Here is a 20574-nt window from a genome sequence, read left to right as displayed (position 1 = left end):
TGAGTTAGCGGGAGAGCCAGTCGCAGGCGTACGCGCTGCCCTGGTCACAGGCGTCGGCCATGGCGTCCTGCCATCCGTTGTTGAACGCTTCGACCTGTACAGCGTCCGGCGCAGCCGGTTCGGCGGTCGTGTGGCCAACTGCCCACCCGCCAAGGGCGGCCACGGCCAGAGCAAGGGCGACCAGGGTGCGGCGCAGGTTCATCGGGGTGTCTCCAAGGGGTTGAGTCGGTCCGGTCAGCGGGCGGTGCGGCGGTTGCGCTTGCCCCGACGGGTGCCGATCTCGGCGCGGTCGCGGTCGTAGGCGTTCACCAGTGCGGGGGCGGCGGTTACCGGCTCCGGTGCGGGGGCCTCGGCCGGGCCCTGCGCAGCCCGCTTGACCAGTCCGGGCACCTTGCGGACCCAGTGGGCGACAAGGGCCGTCAGCAGGGCCGCCGCGAGCCCTCCGCCCCGGTTGTGGCTCTGCCACGGGGCGCCCGCCAGCAGCATGACCAGACCCAGGGCGGCGGGGGTGAGGTGATTACGCATTGTGATCCCGTTTCGGTCGGTCCGTCGCTTGCAGGACCAACACTGCACCACGGCATCAGCGAAAGTCCAACGGCGATCACGTGACTCACATCACATATGGCGAAGCGCTCGATCTCGCCAAGGTGGAAGGCGCGCGCTCACGTGAAGCGAAGCCAATTCCCTTGCAAGAAAAGGGAATTGGCGGCCGTGTTGCGTCGGTTCGACGGTTGCTGCGAGGGGGCCCGGGGGGTGCCTCCCGTGCGCGTTCCTTCATTGCCCGGAGCGTCATAGCAGCCGAGATCCGATACGAACGCCGGCCGACCGCTTCTTCTGGATCATCAACGCAGCGTGACCAGCAGGTATGCGCTCACTGCCATGCACTGACTGCGGAGAGTAAGGCCGCGGGCGTCGGTCGGCGTGTTAACCGGGGTGCCTAAATACATGTGGAGGCAGCTACGCGCGTGCGCGCACCCCGCTGCTGCGGCACCCGGGCCGGCCTCCCCTCGCAGCCCCGTCAGGGCAACGCTCCCCGGTCGGTCCTCTCTCCCCGGTCGTGGTCGAGCACCTGGCGGGGCCCTGCGCTCAAGGAGGTTGCCGTGGCCGCGAGTTCACGCCGGACGACCCCGCTTCCCCCGCACTGGGCCCGCTTTCGCCGCGCGGTGATGAACCGCGACGGCTGGATGTGCCAGCACGTCCGCTATGACACCGGCGAGCCGTGCGGGGAGCCCGCGCGCCACTGCGACCACATCGTCCCCGCCTCCGAAGGCGGCCCCGACGCCCCCGCCAACCTCCGCGCCCTGTGCGACTGGCACGTCCTGCGCAAGGACGCGGCCGACGCCGGCCGAGCCCGCAAGAGGGCCGCCGCGGACCGCTGGCAGCCCGCCCGAACCCGCCGACCGCACCCCGGGGAGGTCCGTTGAACGTCGACCCGACCGAGAAGGACCCGGCGAAGATCCGCGCCGCGCTGATCGCCCTGTACGAGACCGAGTTGGACCTGGAGCCGACCGACCTCGCGCTGATCGACATCGCTGCACCGATGCTCGCCCGCGCCGCCCAGCTCGACGCCGTGGTGAAGCGCGAAGGCCAGATGATCCCCGGTGGCAACCGCGCCGGGATGTTCGTCCTCCACCCGGGCATCGGGCAGGCCCAGACCAGCCGCACGCAGGCCGCCAGCCACCTCGCCAAGATCCGCGGTGAGGGCGACGGCCCCAAGCGCGGCCACAACGCCCGCGACGCCGTGGGCGTCCGCTGGGGCAACCGAGTCTGAGAAGGGGGCCGTCTTGGCGCGCCGCAAGACCCGGGCCGCCGGCCCCTCGGACGAGTCCCTGCGCATCGCACGGACGATCGTCTACTACGAGGCGTGTTTGGACTCCGAGGTCCCGCACGCTGTCGCCCGCGAGCTGTGGGCCCACGACATGACTTCGCCCTTCGCGGCTGGTGAGCACGTCTCCGATGGAGCTGCCCGGCTGCTGGAGGAGCGCGCCCGCCGGGAGGCAGCCCAGCCGTAGAGCGAGGTCGTCAGTCTTCCTCCCGAGGGGGTTGCGCCCGGCGTTGCCGTAGTTCCTCACGCCTGGTTTCTTGCATGCTCTCGAACCGGCGAGTCTCGGCTTCGGTTTGCGTCGCGTGGATGTCGACCAGCGTCTTCAGGAACATGCGGGCCGCGATGATTGCCCCGGTGGCCAGAACTACCAGCAGTTCGGGGCGGACGGCTGCGGAGCTGACAGGATCGAGCGAGTCGTCCGGGAGCGGGTCCGGTCCATCAAAGTGCTCTGACATGGCGACAGCTTAGAGCGTCTTCCGGGCCGATTCAGCCGCCCGCCTTCCGAGTTGAGCAGAGCGGACCACCGTGCCGCCTGAGGAGATCCGCTCCAGGAGGTGGCCGTCCTGACCATCACCTACGAACCCGTCCGCACCATCGCGGACACCGCCCCCCACCCGCACCGCACCCTCGCGGGCGAGCTGCTGCGCTGGAGCGCACGCGCGTTCCGGCCCGACTGGAAGTACACCCCCGAGCAGGTCAGAATCCTCGCCCGCTGGTACGAGCTGCGCGACGACGCCGTTCCCGAGGACCCCAACGACCCTGAGACCTGGGGCCGGGCCTTCCGCTGGGAGTCCGGCACCGTGCGCCGCCTGAAGGGCTGGGGCAAGGACCCGATGTTCGCCTCCATCAGCGCGATGGAGTTCGTCGGCCCGTGCCGCCTGACCGGCTTCCGCGAGGACGGCTCGCCGATCGGCGGCCCGCCGGCCGAGTCCTGGGTGCAGATCTTCGCCACCGCCGCCGCGCAGAACGTGAACACGATGAGCGCGTTCTCCACGATCTTCAGCCAGGCCGCCATCGACCGGTACGCGATCAAGCTGGGCCAAGAGGTCTGCTACGCCTCGCAGGCCGACACCGACGGCCGCCAGTGCCGCCTGGAGGCGAAGGCTTCGTCCTTCCGCGCTGCGGAGGGCGGGCGCCCATCGTTTTCCCTGCTCAACGAGACGTGGCACTGGGTGACCTCCAACGGGGGCCCCCGCCTGGCAGCCACCATCCGACCCAACAGCACCAAGGTCGGCGGCAGGACGATGGAGATCACCAACGCCCCGGTGATCGGGGAAGGCAGCGTCGCCGAAGAGACCTGGTACGCCTTCCAGAAGCAACGCGACGGGGTGAACCGGAACGCGGGCATCTACTACGACTCGGTGGAGGCCCCGCCCGGGGTCGACCTGGCCGACGAGGACCAGCTGCGCGCCGCGATCCTGTGCGCCCGGGGCGACTCGGTGTGGATCAACCCCGAGCGGGTGATGCGCGACATCTGGTCCGCGTCCACCTCGGAGGACGAGTCCCGCCGGAAGTACCTCAACCAGCTCTCCAGCCACGACGACGCGCTGGTGGACCGGGATACCTGGGACCTCGCCACGGTCGAGCCTGCCGACGGCATCAAGCCGGGCGAGCGGATCGTGCTGGCCTTCGACGGCGGCAAGACGGACGACTCAACCGCCCTCCTGGCGATGCGCGTGCGGGACCGCCTGGTCCAGAAGATCGCGCTGTGGGAGAAGCCGGACGGTCCGGCCGGCAAGGGCTGGGAGGTCGACGGCACCGAGGTCAACGACATGGTCGGCCACACCTTCAAGACCTACACCGTCGTCGCGTTCTTCGCCGACGTCGCGGGCTGGGAGGGCTGGGTCGCCGACTGGTCGGAGACCTACGGCAAGCACCTGCTGATCAAGGCGTCCGGCAAGTCGAGCTGCGGCTTCGACATGCGCGCCAACCAACGCGAAATCACGACCGAACACATGGCGATGGTCGGCGCGATCGAGGCCCAGGCCCTTCCGCACGTGCGGGACTACTCGCTGACCCGGCACACCCTCAACGCCCGCAAGAGGCCCAACAAGTTCGGCATCGGGTTCGGCAAGGAAAGCCGCGAGTCGAAGTTGAAGGTGGACCTCTACGCCACGATGGTGATCGCCTGGATCGCCCTGCGCCGCCTCATGGAGAGCGGCAAGCTCAAGCCCCCGAAGGCCCCCGGCCAGCTACAGACCCGAGGAGGGTTCTGATGTCCCTCCCCGTCGTACTCCAGCGTGCCCGGCACGCGAAGGGGCTGATCGACCGCGACCAGGAGCGGCTGAACCTGGTCGACCGCTACGCCCGCGGCCTGCACCGTGCGCCGTGGATGCCGGCCAAGGCCAACAGCGAGTTCAAGGACCTCGTGAAGCGGAGCATCGTGAACGTCTCCGCCCTCGCGGTGGAGGCCCCGCTGAACGCCCTGCGGGTGCAGGGCTTCCGCAAGCCCGGCTCGGGTGAGAACGCCTTCGAGTGGAAGTACTGGCAGGCCAACCGGCTGGACGAGCGGCAGAACGCCGTCCACCGAGCGGCGCTGACCTCGGGGGCGGCCTACGCCGTGGTGACCCCGGACCCGCGCAAGGGCCGCCGCGAGCCGATGATCCGCGCGTACGACGCGATCAGCACGGTGGCCGTCTACGCCGACCCGGCGTGGGACGAGTACCCGGTGTATGCGCTGCACGTGCCCGAGCAGCAGCCGGACGAGCACCGCACGCTGGCGTTCCTGTGGGACGACGTGGCGAAGCACACCGTGGACCTGGACGCCGAGCCGGAGGCCGCGGTGCTCGCCTCCGAGCCGCACGGCATGGGCCTGTGCCCGGTGGTGCGGTTCTCCCCGGCGGTGGACCTTCGGGGCCGCAGCCGAAGCCTGGTCGAGCCGCTGATCGTCGCGCAGGACCGCCTCAACCAGCAGACGCTGTCCCTGCTGCTCACCGAGCACTGGGGAGCCCACGCGATCCGCTGGGCCTCCGGTCTCGCCCCGTCCGAGCGGCTGGACCCGGAGACCGGTGACCCGCTGCGCGACCCGGAGACCGGCGAACCGGTCTACGACGTCCCCTCGCTGGACCCGTCCACCCTGCTGATGGCGCCCAACAGCGACGCCCGGTTCGGGCAGCTCCCCACGATGCCGACCGGTGATCTGCTGGCCTCCCGCCGCCAGACGATCGAAGAGATGATGGGCCTGGCCGACGTGCCGCCGCACTACCTCGCCGGGTCGAACCTGGTGAACCTGAGCGCGGACGCACTGGCCGCCGCCGAGACCTCGTTCAAGCGGTTCCTGTCCACGCTTCAGGACTCGCTGGGCGAGTCGTGGGAGTCGGTGTTCCGGCTGTGCGCGCGAGCGGCCGGCCGGGGCGAGATCGAGCAGGACGAGAGCCAGGTCGAGTGGGCCGAGAAGGCGACACGGAGCCTCGCCCAGGCCGCAGACGCGATGGTCAAGCTCATGCAGCAGGGCGTCCCGCTCTCGGTCGCGCTGCGCAAGGTCCCCGGCTTCTCGCAGGCCGACATTGACGAGGCGGTGAAGGCCGCCGAGGAGGCCGCCCGCAAGGCGGAGCAGGCCGAAGCCGAGGCCCTGAAGCAGCAGAAGGAGGCGGCCGGTGGGATGGACCCCGCGAAGCGCCGAGATTCTGCGGGCGGTGGCCGCGTACCAGCTCGCGCAGGAAGCGCTGGCCGCTAGCTTCGCCGCCCGCTGGGCGAAGGCCCTGGCCGCCGTCGAAGCCCGTGAGGTCGCCGGTTCGCTGAGCGAGCTGGAGGCCGCGTACGCGGCGGCGGTCCGCGAATCCGCGGCGGCCTCCTACGCGCTGTCGATCTCCTTCTACCGCCTGGTGCGGGCGCTGGAGACCGGCCGCGTGATCGGCGGCCCCGGCTACCGCCCAGGTGCCTCGCTGGGCTCCCTGTGGCAGGACTTCAACAGCTTGACGGGCAAGCGAACCGGCTCCGGACCGCGCACGCCTCTGCCCGTCGACACCCGCAACCCCTTCCCCGCCGAAGACCTGAAACGCGAGGCCGAACGGGCCGCTGAAACGTTCCGCCACCAGGTCGCCGACCGGGTGGCCAAGCACGAGCGCGAGCGCGCCGGCCGGGGCTCGGCCGCGCTGGACGACGCCGAGCTGATGGCCTGGGAACGCGAGTTCCTGGAGTCGCTGAAGACCGGCGGTTCGGGTGCGGGCGGGATGCTCGTCCAGGACGGCGGCCGGGACATGATCCACACCACGCTGCAGAACGACCCCGGGGCGCTCGGCTACTACCGCAAGACCGACGCGAACCCCTGCTACTTCTGCGCGCTCATGGCTGGCCGGGGCGCGATCTACAAGTCCAAGCGCACGGCCGCGTTCGGCGCGCACCCGCACTGCCACTGCCAGGCCGTCCCCATCTTCTCCCGCCGCTACCAGCTCCCCGCCGCCAACGACCGGTTCTCCCGGATGTGGCGCGACTTCGGCGGCGGGTCGCTGGCGGACTGGCGCACCTACTACAGCAAGACCACGAAGACTTAGGAGAGTTGTGTCCGAGACCCCGACGCCCGAGCCCCCGACCCTGGCCGAGGCGATCCCCGGCGGCGTGGTGAACCCGGCCACTCCGCCCGTGCCCGAGCAGCCTGAGCAGTCCGAGGCCCCCGCCGTGGAGAGCGGCGAGCAGACGCCGGCCGCCCCGGCTCCGGTGGAGCCGGACTACAAGGCGCTGTACGAGAAGATGCAGGCCGACCTGGACGCCACCCGCGAGCGCTCCGCCGAGGCCGGTGTCGAGGCGGACGAGCTGCGTGCGCAGGTCGCCCAACTCCAGGAGCAGGCCCTTCGCGACCGCATTGCCGCCGAGTACGCCCTGCCGCCGGTCCTCGCCGCCCTGGTCCAGGGCGGCGACGAGGCCGCGGTGCGGGCCCACGCCGAGCAGCTGGCCGCCGTCGCCGCGCCGAAGCCCCTGCTGGGTGCCGGCGGGCTGACCCCGCACGCCGAGCCCGACCCGTACAAGGGCCTCGCCGAGAAGCTGCGCCAGCGCCGCTACGGCATCTGACCCCCACCCGCACCGCATGAGGCCGCCCTGCCCCGGGGCGGCCTTCCGTCTTCCCGAGGAACAGCGCCATCTCTCTCAACCCCGCACGTGCCAACGCCTTCCAGAACCCGGACAAGCTGGTCACCCAGGCTCTCGCGAACCTGAAGGACAGCGTTGTCCTGGCGAACATGTTCGACCGCCGCGCGGCGTCCGAATTCGTCAACGCCACCGGCCAGACGATTTCGATCCGCCGCCCCGCCCGCCTGAAGGGCGCGGAGGAGGCGATCGACGCCAAGCGCAAGTTCAACGACACTTCGACGTGGATTCAGTCGGAGAACCTGAACGAGGGCCTGCTCGACGTCAAGCTCGACACCCACGCCTACTCCGCGGTGGACCTCTCCGACGCTGAGCTGTCGCTCGACCTGCTGTCCTTCGGCGAGCAGGTCATGGTCCCGCAGATCGACTCGATCACCGAGCGCCTGGAGAACAAGGTCGCCTCGGCGATGACCGAGTTCCCCGAGGTCGCCACCGCCGCGAAGATCCCGGTCGACCTCACCAAGGCCGCGTCCGACGAGCAGGCCGGCCAGATGGTCCGCAAGGCGCTCGCCCGCCTGCGCGTCCAGCTCAACAAGGAGAACATCCCCGCCGAGGGCCGGACCGCCGTCCTCGGCTCCGAGGCCGCGTTCTACCTGCTGAACTCCTCCTCCGTCCTCAACGCCGCCGAGCACGCCGACGGCGGCGCGGCCCTGAAGGAGAGCACCCTCGGCCGCATCCACGGCTTCAAGATCGTGGAGTCCACCAACGGCGTGCTGAACCCGATGGGCATCTACGCCTTCCACAAGAGCGCGATCCAGCTCGTCTCCGGCGCGCCGTCGGTGCCGGAGTCCGCGAAGGGTGGCCGGCAGAGCGCGAATGGCTTCGCGCTGCGCTGGATCAAGGATTACAACAGCGGCGCGGCGATGGAGCGTTCGTTCCTGTCGAGCTACTGGGGCACCACCCTGGTCACCGACCTGAAGAAGGGCGAGACCAACTGGCAGGACCCGAAGAACCTGGTCAAGGTCCGGGGCGTGAAGGTCACCTTCTCCGGCGAGCCGGCCGCCGCGCCCGCGAAGTAAGGGGCCGCCGTGGTGATCGACGTCGCCGACCTCTTCAAACGGCTGGGCAAGCCCGCCCCCGAGCCCGGTACTCCGGACTGGGAGCGGGCGTCCGCCGCTCTGGAAGACGCGTTCTGGGTGATCGCCGCCACCGGCCACCCGGCGTGGTCGCCCGAGCGGCACCCTCCGGTGATCCGCACCCTGGCCCTGGCCGTCGCCGACCGCCGCTTCCGCAACCCGGAGGGCTACGTGCAGGAGCAGGCCGGAGAGGTGTCCTACCGGATGCCGGACGGCACGCCGATCGGCCTCGCGCTCACCCGGGGCGAGGTCGCGCTGATCGAGCGGGTGGCAGGCCGAGGTGGGTTGAAGTCCGTGACCGGCCGCCGTGAGGCGGTCTCGCGCGGGCTGCGCACCGGCTACCCGTTCCCGGACCCCGAGGACTCCTGGGGGCCGGTGTGAGCCTGTTGGAGCGGGGCCGTACCCGCGTGACCGTGCACACCATCCGCATGGTCGATGACGGCTACGGCGACCGTCGGCCGGCGTCCGGGCCGAGCACCAGCTACTCGGCCTGGGTCGCCCCGGTCGGCGACGCCGCAGGCTGGCGGGCCCCGGTCGGCGCTCAGGTCGGCTGGTCCCCGCCGATCCGCCGCAAGGTGGTGTTCCCGCCGGACGTCGTGATCGACAAGTGGTCGGCCTTGGAGTTCGCCGACGACGGCGACCCCGGTACCCGCTGGACCGTGGTGGACGCCCCGCGCGCCCACCACGGCGCTTCCGACCGCATGCGGTTCGTGACCGTGATCGTGGAGGGGGGCGGCCAAAGTGGCGGAGATCCGTCCTGACCTGGACTCCGTGGTCGCCGCTCTCCCCGGCGTGATGGGCGCCCTCAAGCTGGAGGCCGAGGAGCGCAAGGCCCGCGTGGTCGCGAAGGCCAGCTTGCACATCGACACCGGCGAGTTCATCGCCGGGCTGAAGGTGAAGCGGCATGCCAAGGGCTACGCGATCGTCAACGCGGACCCCCTCGCCGCTCACAAGAACTGGGGCGGCTGGAACGAGCGGGCCGGGCGTCACGTGGACGGTATCCACGCGATGGAAGCGGCCCTGTGGTGAGCCACGTGCCGTACCTGATGCCCGACTCCGAGCGCATCGTCCTGGAGGCCCTGCGCACCGTGTTCCCCGGCGTCCGCTGCGCGGTCTACCTCCCTACCGACTGGCAGCTCGCCCTGCGCGAGGCCGGCGGCCTGGTGATCGCCCGCCGCGTCGGCGGGACGATGAAGGACAAGCGCTTCATAGACGAGGGCATGTTCGTCGTCCAGACCTACGCCACCAGCCGCGCGGGCGCCTCCCTGTTGGCCCGCCGTGCCCGCGCTGGTCTGGTGCGCCTGTGCTTCGAGCAGTTCGGCAACGCCGACGGCTACTTGAGCCGCTTCCGCGAGGCCACCGGGCCGATCATGACCACCGACCCCATGACCGAGGCCCAGCCGGACTTCTACCGGTTCTCGGCCAACTACATGATCGCTACAAGGCCCCGCTGAGGGCCGGAAAGGAGTCAGCTTGGCTGCTGACGACGCCCCGGTCCTGGTACCGGGCACCGGATACATATACGTCGCCCCGCCGGGTACCCCGCTGCCGGACCTGAGCAAGCCGGGCTTCGACCCGAAGGACTCGACCAAGTGGGGGCCCGAGGGCCTGACCTGGAAGTCCATCGGCAACACCAGCCTGGACAACGGCATCGAGATGTCGGTCGACGGCGACGAGCCCGAGGTACTGGGCTCGTGGCAGCAGAAGAGCCTCAAGACCACGGACCCCGGCAAGACGTACGCGGTGACGATCAACCTCAGTGACTTCACCGCCGAGTCGTACCGGCTGTACTACGGCACCGACAAGGGCCTGGATGCCAAGGGGCTGTTCTCGATTCCGACGTCCCCCGCCGCGCAGAACCGCGCGCTGATGGTCGCCGCCGTGGACGGCACGAAGGCCGTCGTGTGGCACTACCCGAAGACGTCGATCATCGGCGCGGACTCGGTGACCATGGACCCCGCCACGCTCGGCGAGATGCCGGTGAAGGCCACCGTCGTGGCCCTCAACCAGAGCACCCCGCTCGGCTCCGTCACCCCCGTGTTCGACCTGGCCGCCGGCCTCCAGGCTCCGGCCGCCTGATCCACCCGCACAGCACCCCCAGCAAGGAGAGTCACCCCTGAGCACCACCCTGGACTTCGCCGCCCTCGCCGCCGAGGCCGAGCGCAAGCACACCGGCAAGGGCGTCAAGTTCGTTGCCAAGAACGGCAAGAAGCTGCGGCTTCGCCGGATCGAAGCCCTGCCCGGCAAGGACCTCACGGCCTCGCTCGCCCTGCTGGACATCGTCCAGTCGGAGAAGGTCAGCAACGAGCGCAGGATCGAGGCGATGTCCGCGCTGCTGGTCTCGGTGGCCTCCGACAAGAAGGCGATGCGTGAGTCCGTGGACGCGCTGCCGCTGCCGGAGCAGATGAAGATCCTTGAGGGCTGGATGGAGGAGGCCGCGCCGGGGGAAGCCGCGGCCTGATCAGGCTGCTGGACGAGCACGGCGCGGAGATCACCGCCGACCTGCGCCGCTTCTTCGGCGTGGACGTCCTGGACTTCGTCCGGGGCCGGCACTCCGCCCGCTACGTCCTCGCCCTGATCGGGACGCTCCCCGACGACTCGGCGACGCTGGCCGCCCTGCGCGGTGGCCGCGAGGCGCTGGGCTGGGACGCGGCGACCTATGTCCTGGCGGACTTGGTGGACGCCGTGCAGGCGCTCACCCACGTCCAGGTCGCCAAGGCGTCGAAGAACCCGCGCAGCGTGGAGAAGCCGCAGCCCTACCCGCGCCCGTACGCCAAGCGCGCCCGCCGCAGCTCCGGCGCTAGCAACCCCTTCTCCGCCGCGCTCCAGCGCGAGGTCGGCGAAGGCGGGGGCCCGGCGGTGGCCGAGCCCTCTTCCCCCCTTGCAGAAACGTTTCGCCTTCCGGCGGCCGTGCTCGCGCGCTCCACCGCGCCTGAGCGGCCCGCGCCGGTCCGACTCACGTAGGAGGTGAGCCTGTGGCCGGCCCCGGCGGCAAGGAGGCCGGACGCGTCCACGTGCGCGTCCTGCCCGACACCAGCGACTTCCGCAGGAAGCTCAAGGACTACCTGGAGATGCTGGAGAAGTACACCAAGCTCTCCGTCAAGCTGGATCTTGACACCACGGGCGTGAACGCCCGGCTGCGGGAGCTGACCCACGACCGCAACGTCCGGGTCAACGTCGTCGCCGACACGGGCGAGGCCGCCGCCCGGATCGCCGCGCTCACCCGCGAGCGACGATCCCGGGTCCGGGCGGACGCGGACACCGCGCCGGCCGAGGCCCAGATCCGGGCCTTCACCGGCCGCCGCTGGCGGCTGGGGATCAACGTCCACCTCGCAAGGGGTGGGCTGGACCGGGTCAAGTCCGGTCTGCGGGACCTGGGTTCGGGGGTCGCGGAGGTCGCCCGGAACTTCGGGAGGCTCTTCACCCTCTCGATCGAGCAGACGGCCTCCGCCCTCCAGGGCATCGGGTCGGGCATCAGCTCGGCCGCCCAGGGCACTCTGGGCATGGCGGCCGGGTTCGCCCAGTCCGCCGCAGCGGCAGCCCCGTTGCTGGTCGCGGTGATGGCCATCGCCTCGTGGGTGACGGTCGTCGCCTCCGGGCTGGTCGCCGTCCTGGCGCTGGCGGCCCTGCCGGTTCTGCCGCTTGGCCTCGCGGCCGTCGCGGCGGCGGGCGACATGAAGGCCCTCGGCGACAAAGCCGAGGAGGCGATGCAGCGGGCGTCGGCGGCGCTGAAGCCCGCCACGGCGCTGATGCGCTCCGAGTTCGGGGGCGCGCTTCGCGACATCACGGGCTGGTTCCGCCAGGCCGAACCGCAGGTCAAGGCGTTTTTTGACGCCGGGGCGCAGTTCGTACGCCCCATGGTGAAGTCGATCACCGACTTCACCGACGTCCTCTTCCCCAAGCTCACGGCGGCGGTGCAGACGCCGGGGATGAAGGCGTTCACCGACGAGCTGCCGGTTGCGCTCGTCGGCATCGGAGCCGCCTTCGGCGACTTCTTCCTCACGCTCTCGAACGGGGGCGACCGGCTCAAGCTGATCTTGAGCCCCCTGGTCGGTGTCCTGGACGCCGTCCTCCAGGGGATGGCCTCCCTGGCGGTCCAGTTCTCGCCCGAGATCGCCGCGTCGATCTCCTGGTTCGCGGACGCGCTTCGCCAGTTTTTCGGCGTCTTCTCCGAGAACGCCGCCGCAACTGCGTCCCTGATGCGGCTGGTCGACCTGAGCCTGCGGGCACTGGTCGTCGTCTTCGGCATCACGATGGCCGCCTGGGACGCCCTGGCGGTCGGGGCCGTCGCGGCCTGGCACGCCGTCCAGGCAGCCTGGGACGGGCTGACGTCCGCCACGTCCGCAACCTGGTCCGCGGTGACCTCCTGGACATCCTCCACCTGGTCGTCGGTGACGTCCGCCGTCTCGTCGGCGGCATCGTCGGCGGCCAACGCCGCTTCGACCGCATGGAGAAACGTTTCTGCATGGACGTCGTCAGCCTGGGCGTCGGTGACCTCGTGGACCTCCTCGTCCTGGGCGTCGGTGACGTCCACCGTCGCGTCGGCGGCCTCGTCGGTCGGCTCGGCCGTCTCGGCGGCCTGGCGGAACGTGACCTCGTGGACGTCGTCGGCGTGGAACTCCTGCACTAGCGCGGTGAGTTCGGCGTGGTCGAACATGACCAGCGCCGTGTCGACCGGCGTCGGCAACGTCGTCTCGTACGTGGCCTCGCTGCCCGGCAAGATCCTCTCGGCGATCGGCGACCTGGGCTCGCTCTTGTTCGACAAGGGCAAGAGCGCGATCCAAGGGCTGATCAACGGCATGAAGTCGATCAGCGTGACCGGCGTCGTCTCCAGCATCGTCGGCAGCCTCAACCCGTTCAAGTCGGCCGCCCCCGCCCCGCAGGCCGCCGCGCCGCGCTCGCTGATGGCCGCCCCGATGGCCTTCGCCGCCGTGCCGGCCGCCGCCTACGCGAGCCCGCTGGAGCAGGCCCTTCGCCCCGTCGCCTCGGGGCTTCGCTCTCTCGACTCCTACGGCTACGGCCAGCGCGCCGCCGCCGGCCTGCGCCACCCGGACACCTCGTCCAAGGCCGACCCGGGGCGCTACGGCGCGCACATCACCGTCAACGCCCGCACCAACGCGGACCCCCACGAGATCGGCAAGGCCATCGCGTGGGAGCTGAAGACCTCCGGGAGGTAGCTGCTTGGGGGCTCTCTCCCCACCCTTCATCGCCGATGTCACCGCCCGCAGCGCCCGCGTCTTCTTCACGAAGGTCGCGGGCGCGTGGACGGACGTCGAAACCACCAACGCCCTTACGGGCAAAGCCCACTACGACGCCGAAGACCCGGCCTGGCCGGGCACCGCCCTGGTCGGCGACCAGGGCCCGCTGGGCGACGACCCGCCACTGGAGCCGGACACCGAGTACCGGGTCCGCTACCACAGCACCGGCCCCAACCTGGACGCCTGGTCGGAGCCGGTCACCTTCCGCACCCTGCCGGACCTGCCGCCCCCGACACGGCCCGACATCGGCCCCCAGCCCAGCGCCCACAACCCCTACACCGGCCAGCCGTGGACCGCGTCATGGGGCGGGCTGCTGCTCGGTGAGGACTCCTCCGTTGTGCTGGAGGAGGTGTCCGGCCTCCTGGACGCCCCGGACGTGCGCACCTCGGACGCCGAGCTGCTGCAACGCGACGGCCTGACCCCGGGCACCGACTACATGGGCGCGCGCACCGTCACCCTGACCATGCTGGCCCTGGACGACCACGAGCTTCCCGCCCTGCTGGCCGCGTTCGCCCCCGGCGGTGACGAGAAGCCGTTCGAGTTCGCGTTCCCCGGGGTGGCCGGCGGGAAGGCCCGGATCAAAGCCCGGGTGCGCAAGCGCGCCGTCACCGTGGACCGCGAGTTCCACGCGGGCCGCCGCCGTGTCACGGTCGAGCTGCTGGCCACCGACCCCCGGCTGTACTCGGCCGACGAGGCGACCGCGACCGTGGCCGTGGCCGCCCCGCGCGAAGGCCGGCCGATCTTCCCGCTGACGTTCCCGTTCGACCTCGGCGACGGACCCGCCACCCGGGCCGCCCCGGACATCGCCAACACCGGATCGGTCGACACCTGGCCCGTCGTACGCCTGACCCCGCGTTCCGGGGAGGTACGCGACCCGTCGCTGACCCTCGTCCACGGCGGCGTCCGCCGCCGCTTCGGGACCCGGGGGCTCCAGGTGGGCCGCGGTGACGCCCTCGTGATCGACATGGGCCGCCGCCGCATCACCCTCAACGGGGCATCGCGCTTCGGACAGGTCGACCCGGGCTCCAACTGGTTCGCCCTTCCCCCAGGGGCGAGCACCGTTCAACTCGACGTACTTGAAGGCCCCCAAGGGGTCACGGCGGACGTGCAGTGGCGCTCCGCCTGGATGTAAGGACCCCTGTTTCTTTGGCAGTTGAACTCCGCGCCCCACTCTTCATTCAGCAGGGCCGCTACGACGCGCTCGACCTGCGGACCATGATCGGCGGTACCCGGGGCGCCCACGTCGGCGTCTGCGGCCCCACCGCCCTGATGGTCGAGAAGGTCGACAACCCCACCCCGCGCGTGTCCGTGGCCGCCGGGTCGGTGTGGCTGCCCGACGACGTCGCCGTGTCCCACAAGGGCGCGGTGCACTTCGCCAACCTGGACGCCAGCATTCAGCTCCAGTGCTCCACCCCCAAGCCCGGGGAGGCCGCGCGCCAAGACCTGGTGGTGGCCTTCGCTGACCCCGACTCCGTCCCGGCCGGCCCCCAGCTCGCCGATATCCGCACCACGGCGGACCAGTTCATGCAGTCCGTCTCCTACGCGGCCGACGGCACCCCGTACGCCACCGCCGCCTCCGGCACGCAGGTGACCAAGGAGGGCGCGAAGGGCTGGTCGATCGCCGTGCTCGCCGAGTCCACCCCCGGCGCACGCGACTGGCCGGTGCCCTCCAACAGCCTCCGCCTGGCCATCGTCTCCATCAGCCAGACGGGCATCACCGGCATCGAGGACCAGCGGTTCGTCGTCGCCGGGCAGCTCGACACCACCCCACTGCGCCACCTGCGCACCGCAGGCGCCCAGGGCATCGCCCAGGCCGCCACCGGTGCCCCGGCCGGCTCCCTGGTCTACGACTCGATCAGCACCGCCGTGCACAAGGTGACCGGACCGAGCTCCACCGCGCCGCTCGTCCCCGGGGCCGTCCGCCTGGACGCCTCCTACCAGGCGGGCGACGGCGCGTGGGGCGCGGAGGGCTGGCACCAGTTCACCGCCCCAGCCACCCCCTACCCGCGCCTGGTGACGGTCCACTTCGAAGTCAGCTACCGGGGCGAGTTCGGCGAAGGGTGGATCACCCCGCTGGTCGTCGGCCACGGCGAGCGCCGCCGCGCGGGCCGCCCCCAGTACACCCGGGCCGGAGACTCCCGCGACGCTCGGGGCTGCGCCACCGTCCGGGTACCGGCCGGCACCCCACTGAACGTCGCGACGGTCTGCTCTCCCGACCACACGGAGAACAACAACGTCAAGTTCATCTCGGCGTGGACGTCCTACGCCGAAGCCGTCGTGGTGGCGGCCTGATGGACGACAGCTACCGCGTGATCCTCTCCGAGTTCAAGGGCGGCCGACTGCTGGCCGAACTGCCCGTCTCGGCCCTGAACTACCGCTCCATCCTCAACGCCCCCGGGGCCGCGAGCTTCAGCGTGCCGCTGGCCGCCGAACCGCTGGCGGGCCTGGACTGGTCGCTCATCTCGCCGTGGCGGATCATCGCCCACGTCCAGCGCGGCAGCCGCGTCCTGTGGGGCGGCCCGCTGCTCTCCTGGTCCGTCGACCTGGCCGCCGAGGAGATGACCCTCGACTGCGTGGGCCTGTGGGAGTACTACCGCCGCAACATGATCAACCTCGGGTACTCCACCGGGACGACGCCGCGCGAACAGACCACGATTGCCCGGGAGTTGATCCAGCAGTTCGCCGACAACCCCTCGCCCGTCGCCCCCGGCCAGCCCGGCTACTGGGGCAGCAACGGCCCCGGCGCGCTCACCTTCGGCCCCGACCTGGACACGATGAGACGTGAGCGCACCTACGACTGGTTCGCGTGGAAGTCGGTCGGCGAGGCCGTCGAGCAGATGGCGAACGTGATCAAGGGGTTCGATTTCCGCATCGACCACGACTGGGACATTGACGCCCGCGTGATCCGCAACCACTTCCGCTTCCTCTACCCGGCCGGAGGCCAGGACACCGGCATCGTCCTGGAGCACGGGGCGAACTGCACCGTCACCACGGTCACCTCCGACGGCGACAAGATGTGCACCGAGACCGGCGTCAACGGCGCTGGCGAAGGCTGGAGCCAGCTCAAATCCTGGTGGTACAACGGCCAGTTGGAGACCGAGGACGGCCGCCGCATCCCGCGCCTCGCGTCCATCGCCACGAACAACAGCGTGGTGCGGGTCGAGACCCTGACCGCGCAGGCCGAGCGCATGATCGCCGTCGGCGCGTTCCCCGTCGTCGTCCCCGAGGTCACCCTGCACCCGGGCGGCGAGTACTCCGCCGCCGAGCTGCGCGTCGGCCACAAGATCCGCGTCCGCGCCCGCACCGCCCGCTGGCCCGGCATCGACGCCGAGTACGTCATCCAGGAGATCGCCACCAAGGTCACCCGCAGCGGCGAGGAGACCACCCTCAGCCTGGTCCCCGTCACGATCTTCGAGCGCGTGGACGACTGGGTGAAGGGCGAACTGGAGATGGCCGCATGACCGTCTACGGCCGCCCCACCCTCGCCGACGAGTTCCAGGGCATCGACACCCGCCTGGCCGCGATGGAGCGCACCGCCAGCGCTCTGGGCGCGGTCCTGCCCATGACCCCCTACCGGCCCGGCCTGGACGTCGCCACCGCCTGGCGCGCCGCCGCCACCATCCCCACCGCCGGCATCGCCCACCCCGTCCTGCGCCTGGACTGCCGAGTCTCCAGCCGCACCGGCGCGAACGTCTGGCTCAGGCTGTTCGACGTCGACAAGGCCCGCGCGGTCACCGCGGAGTGGCAGTACACCGGCGGCGCACTCAACAACGGCTGGGTCCGCCTGGACTGGGTCCTGCCCAACGGCGGCGGCCAGCCCGGCGAATGGCAGCGCGTCCTGCTCCAGACCCGCACCGACGTGGAAGGCGGAGGCACCGTCGATCCCGGCGTGGCCATGGCCCTGCCGCTCAACCAGGCTCCGAAGGCGACCGAGGCCGGCACCTGGACCCCCGTGCCGATCCCGCCCGGCTACGCCTGACCGAAATACCCATCCTAGGAACGTTCCTAGGATCACGCCCTTAAGGATCTTGTATCTCTCTCGAAGCAGTTATTACCGAGGCCAACAAATGGGCTGACCAGAGCTACCGGGGCGACCTCTCCCCGAACGGCAAGTACTACAACACCGTGTTCGGGAAGTGGTACGCCCCGGGCTTCAACCACGAACCGTTCTGCGACATGTTCGTCTCCTGGTGCGCCGACAAGGGCGGCGAGGCCGCAGCAGTCGGCCGGTACGCGTTCTGCCCCTCGCACGTCCAGTTCTTCCGCAACAAGGGCCGGTGGCACGGCCGAGGCGAGCAGTTCCGGCGCGGCGACATCATCTTCTTCAGCTGGGACGGCGGCCCGACCGCCGACCACGTGGGCATCGTCCTGGAGGACTCCGCTCCCGGCCAGCAGGTCAAGACCGTCGAGGGCAACACCGCCCGGGGCGACGGCGCAGGCCAGGGCTCCGGCGGCTACGTCGCTCGCAAGACCCGCCCGCGCTCTGTCGTACTCGGCGTCGGCCGCCCCGCCTACAGCTCCGGCCCCACCACCCCGAACCCGCCGACCGGCCAGGCCGTCACCATCAACGGCCTGCCGTACGGCCCGGGTGCGCGCGGCGAGCACATCACCGCCATGGGCCACGCCCTGGTGCGCGCTGGCTGCTCCCGCTACAAGGAGGGCCCCGGGCCGGTGTGGGGCACCGCCGACACCGAGAGCTTCCGCGCCTGGCAGATCAAGATCGGCGACACCGACAGCGCCGACGGCATCCCCGGCCCGAAGCAGCTCGCCCGCCTGCTCGCCGAGTTCGGCAGCGCCCCCGCGCCGCAGCCGCCGGCCACCCGCACGATCACCGTCCGTCGGGGCATGACGCTCGGCGGGATCGCCGTCGCGCTCGGCACCACCGTTGCCGGGCTGCTCGCGTTGAACCCCCAGATCTCCAACCCGGATCGGATCACCGAGGGCCAGGAGATCACCGTGCCCGCCGCCACCGCGTCGCCGACGGCCGCGCCGACCGCCGATCCGGCCACCGCGGACCCGGCGTTCCCCCCGGCCCCGGCCGAGCCCGAGCAGCCCGCGCCCAGCCCGGACCCACTGCCCGCACCGGCCCCGGGCGCGGCCACCCACACCGTCGCCGCCGGGGACACCCTTGCCGCCATCGCCGCCCGCTACGGCGTGGGTCTGGACGCCGTGGTCAACGCCAACCCGCAGGTGCTCGACCCGGACCGGATCGAGGTCGGCCAGGTCATCAGCCTGCCGACCGCCGCCGCCGGGGCCACCGCCGCGCCGGTCCACACCGTCGTCCCCGGCGACACCCTGTGGGACCTCGCCGCCTGCTACCGCGTCACCCTGGAAGCCCTGGTCGCCGCGAACACCAGCACCGTGGCCAACCCCGACCTGATCTTCCCCGAGCAGTCGATCGTGATCCCCGACGGCTCCGCGCCCGTCCCACGCCCGGCAGCCCCGAAGGCCCCTGCCCCGGAGCGCGCCGCGCCCGCACCGGTCGAACCCACCCCGGCCCCGCCGGTCGAGGAGGTGCCGGCCGCACCGAGCACCGGCTACTCCGACGACCTCGCCGGGTGGATCGAGCAGGCCCGGGACATCCTGCGCGCCAACGGCGATCTCGTCCCCAGCGCGGCGGCGATCGAGCACCGCGTCATGGTCGAGTCCGGCGGCAACCCGCTCGCCGAGAACCACTGGGATTCCAACGAGGCCCTTTACGGCGGGACGTACGGCCTCCTCCAGACGATCCGGCCGACCTTCGACGCCTACTCGCTTCCCGGCCACCGCAACATCCTCAACCCCGTGGACTCGATCCTCGCCGGGGTCCGCTACGCGAACGCCACCTACGGCAGCTTCGAGTCGATCGCCTGGAACTCAGGGGGGTACTGATGGCCAGCGAGGACGAGCGCCTGGGCGGCGTGGTCATCGGCCCCCGCGAAATCTACGACACCCTGGTCGAGGTCCGAGAAGACGTCCGCTCACTCGCCCAGAGCGGTGATGCCGTAGACCAGACGCTCAAGGACCACGAGGACCGCGTCCGCGCGCTGGAGCGCTGGCGCTACGGCGTCGTCGCCTCCGGACTCGCCGGAGGCACCGCACTGATCACTAACGTAGTCGCACGCCTGAAGGGCTGACCAAGATCGAAGACCTGAAGAACTGGATCACCGAAAACCCCGTGCGGGCGCGCTCAGCCATCGTCGCGCTGCTCACCGTGCTGGGCACCGTCATGCCGAAGCTCGCAGGGATCGAGACCAACGAGACCGTCATCGGCCTGCTGCTCGCCGTCGCCGCGATGGCCGGCGGGCACTCCGCGGGTAAGCGCGTGGTCACCCACGCGACCGACGCCGCGAACTCCGAGGCGGCCCGCACCGAAGCGCTGGCCCAGTGCTGCGCGTGCCCGCACGCCGACACCACGCCCGCCCCTGTGCTCGGCACGGACGAGATGAAACCGAAGCGATGAACCCCGCCCCGACCCGCCTTATGGCAGGTCGGGGCCTTTTCTCGTCCCCGGAGCCAGCGTGGTGGAATGGATGGCCGGGGCCGTTGGTTGCAAAACGGTCCCCGGTCGACTGAGAGGAACCCATGCCCCCGAGGAAGCAGACAACGCCGCACTGGCAGGAGGTCCCCGGCGCACAGGACGCGATGGACAGGGCTCTCCCCTTGCTAGCTGCGGTTCGGGCACGCGAGTACGGGCCTCTCGCCGCCGTCGTATTCGAGACCGCACTGCTCTTCGCGAACGCCGACGGCCTGCCGGATCTGGGCCGTACCAGCCACAACGCCAAGAAGTGGATGTCTGACCTGCTGGATGCGGGGGGGTACAAGCCTGTCCCGGGAGACTCGAAGGAGCGGCGGGAGAGGCTGGCAGCAGATCGGCAGGCTGTCTTGCAGGGCGTCCGCGCTGCGATGTCCCCGATCCGGGTGACGTATGTCCGGAGCATGGACGGCAATCCCGCCGAGCGAGAGCGGATGTTTCCCGGACTGACCTCGTCGGACGCGATCTTCGCGTACTACAAGATCAAGCCGAAGGCCCAGAGCGAGCTTCGGCTTGAGGACTACCACCGTAAGGCGGCACTCCAGAGCATCGGGGCCGCTGCGCTAGGGGCCGAGACCGACGTCCCGTCGAGTCGCGGTGCCGAGGTGGTTCACACCGTCCAGCGCGCCGTTGCAGCCCTGACTCCTGCGTCCTTCGCTTCACTCGACCCTCAGACCCGGGACCAGCTCCGCCGGGAACTCGCCGAGACCCGCGCCGCGCTCCTCGCGCTGGAGGAGTCCCTGAGCTGACCGCCCGCCCCCTGGCCCCGCCTTCCCCACCTCGGGGAGGGCGGGGCTTTTTCGCGTTTCCGGGCCCTCG

Annotated in this window: 27 protein-coding genes; 24 read left to right on the top strand and 3 right to left on the bottom strand. The window is 71.0% G+C overall.

Annotated elements, in window-relative coordinates; genetic code table 11:
• Nucleotides 1-4: 4 nt before the first annotated feature.
• Both ACIO5D_RS03770 and ACIO5D_RS03765 read right to left on the bottom strand, forming a co-directional pair.
• Nucleotides 5-202 carry a hypothetical protein gene (locus tag ACIO5D_RS03770; RefSeq protein ID WP_400793842.1) on the bottom strand — a complete coding sequence of 66 codons (198 nt, stop codon included), beginning with the start codon at nucleotides 200-202 and terminating at the stop codon, nucleotides 5-7.
• A 32-nt stretch (nucleotides 203-234) separates the two neighbouring features.
• A complete protein-coding gene (locus ACIO5D_RS03765) occupies nucleotides 235-525 on the bottom strand; it encodes a hypothetical protein (protein WP_400793841.1) in 291 nt (96 codons plus the stop codon).
• Nucleotides 526-1100: 575 nt separating this feature from the next.
• Between ACIO5D_RS03765 and ACIO5D_RS03760 the strand changes: the two genes are divergently transcribed.
• The 3 genes from ACIO5D_RS03760 to ACIO5D_RS03750 are packed head-to-tail and all read left to right on the top strand — an operon-like array spanning nucleotide 1101 to nucleotide 2012.
• Nucleotides 1101-1424: an HNH endonuclease gene (locus tag ACIO5D_RS03760; protein WP_400793840.1), complete on the top strand. Its 324-nt coding sequence runs from the start codon at nucleotides 1101-1103 to the stop codon at nucleotides 1422-1424.
• Nucleotides 1421-1771 carry a hypothetical protein gene (locus ACIO5D_RS03755; protein WP_400793839.1) on the top strand — a complete coding sequence of 117 codons (351 nt, stop codon included), beginning with the start codon at nucleotides 1421-1423 and terminating at the stop codon, nucleotides 1769-1771. The genes ACIO5D_RS03760 and ACIO5D_RS03755 overlap by 4 nt, the downstream gene beginning before the upstream one ends.
• A gap of 13 nt (nucleotides 1772-1784) precedes the next feature.
• On the top strand, nucleotides 1785-2012 hold the full coding sequence (locus ACIO5D_RS03750) for a hypothetical protein (protein ID WP_400793838.1): 228 nt from the start codon (nucleotides 1785-1787) through the stop codon (nucleotides 2010-2012).
• A gap of 10 nt (nucleotides 2013-2022) precedes the next feature.
• Here the strand turns inward: ACIO5D_RS03750 and ACIO5D_RS03745 are convergent, their stop codons facing one another.
• A complete protein-coding gene (locus tag ACIO5D_RS03745; protein WP_400793837.1) occupies nucleotides 2023-2280 on the bottom strand; it encodes a hypothetical protein in 258 nt (85 codons plus the stop codon).
• Between the two features lie 99 nt (nucleotides 2281-2379).
• On the opposite strand from ACIO5D_RS03745, the gene ACIO5D_RS03740 reads away from it, so the two are divergent.
• The 21 genes from ACIO5D_RS03740 (at nucleotide 2380) to ACIO5D_RS03640 (ending at nucleotide 20504) form a co-directional block, all read left to right on the top strand.
• The gene (locus ACIO5D_RS03740) at nucleotides 2380-4041 is read left to right on the top strand and encodes a terminase (RefSeq protein WP_400793836.1); all 1662 of its coding nucleotides are present in this window, start codon (nucleotides 2380-2382) and stop codon (nucleotides 4039-4041) included.
• Nucleotides 4041-5501: a phage portal protein gene (locus ACIO5D_RS03735; protein ID WP_400793835.1), complete on the top strand. Its 1461-nt coding sequence runs from the start codon at nucleotides 4041-4043 to the stop codon at nucleotides 5499-5501. The genes ACIO5D_RS03740 and ACIO5D_RS03735 overlap by 1 nt, the downstream gene beginning before the upstream one ends.
• Nucleotides 5422-6318, top strand: coding sequence for a hypothetical protein (locus ACIO5D_RS03730; RefSeq protein ID WP_400793833.1), 897 nt, complete (start codon nucleotides 5422-5424; stop codon nucleotides 6316-6318). The genes ACIO5D_RS03735 and ACIO5D_RS03730 overlap by 80 nt, the downstream gene beginning before the upstream one ends.
• 7 nt (nucleotides 6319-6325) lie before the next feature.
• Complete coding sequence (locus ACIO5D_RS03725) at nucleotides 6326-6832, top strand: hypothetical protein (protein ID WP_400793831.1); 507 nt, start codon at nucleotides 6326-6328, stop codon at nucleotides 6830-6832.
• Between the two features lie 68 nt (nucleotides 6833-6900).
• Nucleotides 6901-7926 (top strand): P22 phage major capsid protein family protein, encoded by a 1026-nt coding sequence (locus ACIO5D_RS03720; protein ID WP_400793961.1) that lies wholly within the window; start codon nucleotides 6901-6903, stop codon nucleotides 7924-7926.
• Between the two features lie 9 nt (nucleotides 7927-7935).
• Nucleotides 7936-8364 carry a hypothetical protein gene (locus ACIO5D_RS03715; RefSeq protein ID WP_400793830.1) on the top strand — a complete coding sequence of 143 codons (429 nt, stop codon included), beginning with the start codon at nucleotides 7936-7938 and terminating at the stop codon, nucleotides 8362-8364.
• Nucleotides 8365-8396: 32 nt separating this feature from the next.
• Nucleotides 8397-8744: a hypothetical protein gene (locus tag ACIO5D_RS03710; RefSeq protein WP_400793828.1), complete on the top strand. Its 348-nt coding sequence runs from the start codon at nucleotides 8397-8399 to the stop codon at nucleotides 8742-8744.
• Nucleotides 8725-9012 carry a DUF5403 family protein gene (locus ACIO5D_RS03705; RefSeq protein ID WP_400793826.1) on the top strand — a complete coding sequence of 96 codons (288 nt, stop codon included), beginning with the start codon at nucleotides 8725-8727 and terminating at the stop codon, nucleotides 9010-9012. Before ACIO5D_RS03710 ends, ACIO5D_RS03705 begins: the two co-directional genes overlap by 20 nt.
• Nucleotides 9009-9437 carry a hypothetical protein gene (locus ACIO5D_RS03700; RefSeq protein ID WP_400793824.1) on the top strand — a complete coding sequence of 143 codons (429 nt, stop codon included), beginning with the start codon at nucleotides 9009-9011 and terminating at the stop codon, nucleotides 9435-9437. The genes ACIO5D_RS03705 and ACIO5D_RS03700 overlap by 4 nt, the downstream gene beginning before the upstream one ends.
• 19 nt (nucleotides 9438-9456) lie before the next feature.
• Nucleotides 9457-10062 (top strand): hypothetical protein, encoded by a 606-nt coding sequence (locus ACIO5D_RS03695; protein WP_400793823.1) that lies wholly within the window; start codon nucleotides 9457-9459, stop codon nucleotides 10060-10062.
• A gap of 244 nt (nucleotides 10063-10306) precedes the next feature.
• Nucleotides 10307-10444, top strand: a complete 138-nt coding sequence (locus ACIO5D_RS03690) for a hypothetical protein (protein ID WP_400793821.1) — start codon at nucleotides 10307-10309, stop codon at nucleotides 10442-10444.
• 59 nt (nucleotides 10445-10503) lie between these two features.
• Nucleotides 10504-10947, top strand: a complete 444-nt coding sequence (locus tag ACIO5D_RS03685; RefSeq protein ID WP_400793820.1) for a hypothetical protein — start codon at nucleotides 10504-10506, stop codon at nucleotides 10945-10947.
• Between the two features lie 11 nt (nucleotides 10948-10958).
• Nucleotides 10959-13160 carry a hypothetical protein gene (locus ACIO5D_RS03680; RefSeq protein WP_400793818.1) on the top strand — a complete coding sequence of 734 codons (2202 nt, stop codon included), beginning with the start codon at nucleotides 10959-10961 and terminating at the stop codon, nucleotides 13158-13160.
• Nucleotides 13161-13164: 4 nt separating this feature from the next.
• A complete protein-coding gene (locus ACIO5D_RS03675; RefSeq protein ID WP_400793817.1) occupies nucleotides 13165-14373 on the top strand; it encodes a phage distal tail protein in 1209 nt (402 codons plus the stop codon).
• Between the two features lie 14 nt (nucleotides 14374-14387).
• Nucleotides 14388-15533: a hypothetical protein gene (locus ACIO5D_RS03670; protein WP_400793816.1), complete on the top strand. Its 1146-nt coding sequence runs from the start codon at nucleotides 14388-14390 to the stop codon at nucleotides 15531-15533.
• Complete coding sequence (locus tag ACIO5D_RS03665) at nucleotides 15533-16702, top strand: hypothetical protein (protein ID WP_400793814.1); 1170 nt, start codon at nucleotides 15533-15535, stop codon at nucleotides 16700-16702. The genes ACIO5D_RS03670 and ACIO5D_RS03665 overlap by 1 nt, the downstream gene beginning before the upstream one ends.
• On the top strand, nucleotides 16699-17220 hold the full coding sequence (locus tag ACIO5D_RS03660) for a hypothetical protein (RefSeq protein WP_400793812.1): 522 nt from the start codon (nucleotides 16699-16701) through the stop codon (nucleotides 17218-17220). Before ACIO5D_RS03665 ends, ACIO5D_RS03660 begins: the two co-directional genes overlap by 4 nt.
• 146 nt (nucleotides 17221-17366) lie before the next feature.
• On the top strand, nucleotides 17367-19112 hold the full coding sequence (locus ACIO5D_RS03655) for a LysM peptidoglycan-binding domain-containing protein (RefSeq protein ID WP_400793810.1): 1746 nt from the start codon (nucleotides 17367-17369) through the stop codon (nucleotides 19110-19112).
• On the top strand, nucleotides 19112-19357 hold the full coding sequence (locus tag ACIO5D_RS03650) for a hypothetical protein (RefSeq protein ID WP_400793808.1): 246 nt from the start codon (nucleotides 19112-19114) through the stop codon (nucleotides 19355-19357). The genes ACIO5D_RS03655 and ACIO5D_RS03650 overlap by 1 nt, the downstream gene beginning before the upstream one ends.
• A gap of 41 nt (nucleotides 19358-19398) precedes the next feature.
• A complete protein-coding gene (locus ACIO5D_RS03645) occupies nucleotides 19399-19683 on the top strand; it encodes a hypothetical protein (RefSeq protein WP_400793806.1) in 285 nt (94 codons plus the stop codon).
• 122 nt (nucleotides 19684-19805) lie between these two features.
• The gene (locus ACIO5D_RS03640; RefSeq protein ID WP_400793805.1) at nucleotides 19806-20504 is read left to right on the top strand and encodes a hypothetical protein; all 699 of its coding nucleotides are present in this window, start codon (nucleotides 19806-19808) and stop codon (nucleotides 20502-20504) included.
• The last annotated feature ends 70 nt before the right edge of the window (nucleotides 20505-20574 follow it).

The sequence above is a fragment of the Kitasatospora sp. NPDC087315 genome (assembly GCF_044744345.1).
In the GTDB taxonomy this organism is placed as follows: domain Bacteria; phylum Actinomycetota; class Actinomycetes; order Streptomycetales; family Streptomycetaceae; genus Kitasatospora.
This window is presented reverse-complemented; position numbering and strand designations above follow the sequence as displayed.

Bases quoted from the DNA above. Each gene is read 5' to 3' on its own strand.
- ACIO5D_RS03770 (WP_400793842.1), bottom strand. From the start codon at position 202: ATGAACCTGCGCCGCACCCTGGTCGCCCTTGCTCTGGCCGTGGCCGCC.
- ACIO5D_RS03765 (WP_400793841.1), bottom strand. From the start codon at position 525: ATGCGTAATCACCTCACCCCCGCCGCCCTGGGTCTGGTCATGCTGCTG.
- ACIO5D_RS03745 (WP_400793837.1), bottom strand. From the start codon at position 2,280: ATGTCAGAGCACTTTGATGGACCGGACCCGCTCCCGGACGACTCGCTC.
- ACIO5D_RS03735 (WP_400793835.1), top strand. From the start codon at position 4,041: ATGTCCCTCCCCGTCGTACTCCAGCGTGCCCGGCACGCGAAGGGGCTG.
- ACIO5D_RS03690 (WP_400793821.1), top strand. From the start codon at position 10,307: ATGTCCGCGCTGCTGGTCTCGGTGGCCTCCGACAAGAAGGCGATGCGT.
- ACIO5D_RS03665 (WP_400793814.1), top strand. From the start codon at position 15,533: ATGGACGACAGCTACCGCGTGATCCTCTCCGAGTTCAAGGGCGGCCGA.
- ACIO5D_RS03660 (WP_400793812.1), top strand. From the start codon at position 16,699: ATGACCGTCTACGGCCGCCCCACCCTCGCCGACGAGTTCCAGGGCATC.
- ACIO5D_RS03650 (WP_400793808.1), top strand. From the start codon at position 19,112: ATGGCCAGCGAGGACGAGCGCCTGGGCGGCGTGGTCATCGGCCCCCGC.
- ACIO5D_RS03640 (WP_400793805.1), top strand. From the start codon at position 19,806: ATGCCCCCGAGGAAGCAGACAACGCCGCACTGGCAGGAGGTCCCCGGC.